Below are 1,867 nucleotides of genomic sequence, written 5' to 3' on the forward strand. Positions count from 1 at the left end.
GCAAAGCGATTGAAGCGGTTAACAAAATCCATCCCCAGACCATACTGCTCATTGCTGTTTTCCGACACGCGTAGCTCACCGAGCTGACGTTCATCAAAGTGCAGGCCGGTGAGGATATATTCACGCCCCTCCACCATACCGCTGGCGTCCACCCCTTTGCGTGGCATCGCATCTTCGCCAGAGATCGCCTTCTGGCTCGCCATAAAGTCGATAAAGGCATGGTCGGCATAGCTCTGATCGGCCCCGGTATCCAGATACATGCGCACGCTGCTCTCACCGTGGGTCAGATACACTGCCGGGGAGCGGTTGTAGCTATCTTCATAGCCGATGCAACGCTCGAAGGTGGCTGCCGACGGTGCCGTCAGCGAAGCCGTGAGCTGATGCTTGTCGCGATCAAACACCCAGTTGAAACGGCGGATGGTGTCGATCCCGAGGATGCCATCGATACGGCTGCCGAGAGACTGGGAGAAAAGATCGAAATCAACGGTTGCCCACAGATCGCTGTCATCAATGGTGACCGATCCCAGCGAGAAGGGCTGCGGCTCAACAAAGCCAAGCTGTTCGCTGCCCAGTTGACTCGAAACGCTGCTCACAGTGGCAAAATCAGCCTGATAGGCCCTGGGCAATTCGCTTAAGGTCAGCGCCTTGAAGCGGCTGGCCAGACGACGATCGATAAAGGTGATACTGGCCCCGGTATCGAGCAAAAACTGGTACTGCTCACCGGCTATGGTGACGGGGATCAGGGGGGCGCTTTCGTAATGCACTGTCAGCACCGGGCCGGGTGCATTGCGCTTGGCGGATGAATCCGGGGCTGTGCAGCCTTGGACGACGAACAGGGCCAACATGGCCAGCGCCACTTTGAACTGCGACTTCATAACTCTCCTTCCCAATAGCAGATGCCCCCGCGACGCCACCACATAATGCTATCTTGTTGATTTATAGATAAATAAGCTATTTCAGCGGGGGAGGCGGACAATAACAAAGAGTTTTATGCTGGTTCAAGCCGGATATGACCATGAATATTCTATGGAGATAGTTCAAGAATGGTTGTTCACGCTATCTCGGCGCGTCATCAATCGTAGGTGACATTTGATTAATTTATTGATCTTGCACAGAAAATCTCAATATTGAGCTTTCTCTCCACAGCGCCATGGTTAATATTGCCATTTGGCAACACTTGCCTCGTCGGAGTCTCCCATGAGCCATGCCAACCCCATCCCGTTGGTGAAACGCAGCAGACTGGAAGCTGAAATTCAGGGGCGGTAGCCATGCCATATCTCGCCCGGTCCCTTTTTGATCCAAACAAACTGACCGGCAAGCCGCTGACTCATCCACAACATGCAAATCAAGGTGGTGTATGGAAACACAAACCCTGCATCGTGGTCGCTTGATCGACCATATCCAACTGGTGGTCAAAGATTTGGTCGCCAGCCAGCGCTTTTATACGGCCATTCTCACCACCCTCGATATTCCGCTGGGCGGCACAGGTGAGGGCTACTTCTGGGCAGACGAACTGTTTGTCACCTCTGTCGACAGCCCCGCCGCACTGGGAGTGTTGACCGGTCGCCACCACCTCGCCTTTCAGGCAAAAGATCGCGCCATGGTGGATCGCTTTTATCAGGCCGCGCTGGCCAATGGCGGCAAAGATAACGGCGCCCCCGGCGAGCGCAATTATCATCCCGGCTACTACGCCGCCTTTGTCCTCGACCCGGATGGCAATAATATCGAAGCGGTTTATCACGGCGAGGCAAAGCGTAGTGTGGAGTCGGTGGAGATTCGGTTTTAGCAATATAGTGAAATACTATTAATATGAGGTCCGTAATGAACTATGAGGTAATTACATTTTGCTAAAATGGTGGTGTTATAA

Annotated in this window: 2 protein-coding genes; one reads left to right on the forward strand and one right to left on the reverse strand. The window is 53.5% G+C overall.

The window, feature by feature from the left end:
* Positions 1-875, reverse strand: an 875-nt coding sequence (locus AACS18_RS06090) for a retropepsin-like aspartic protease (protein ID WP_108612122.1), incomplete at its 3' end; no start/stop codon positions are given.
* A 482-nt stretch (positions 876-1,357) separates the two neighbouring features.
* Here AACS18_RS06090 and AACS18_RS06095 point away from each other — a divergent pair.
* The gene (locus AACS18_RS06095) at positions 1,358-1,786 is read left to right on the forward strand and encodes a VOC family protein (protein WP_108612123.1); all 429 of its coding nucleotides are present in this window, start codon (positions 1,358-1,360) and stop codon (positions 1,784-1,786) included.
* Positions 1,787-1,867: the final 81 nt, after the last annotated feature.

It is taken from the genome of Aeromonas sp. HMWF015, assembly GCF_963878965.1.
Lineage (GTDB): Bacteria > Pseudomonadota > Gammaproteobacteria > Enterobacterales > Aeromonadaceae > Aeromonas > Aeromonas veronii.

Excerpts from the sequence above, each read along its gene's own strand:
- AACS18_RS06095 (WP_108612123.1), top strand. The coding sequence starts at position 1,358 with ATGGAAACACAAACCCTGCATCGTGGTCGCTTGATCGACCATATCCAA.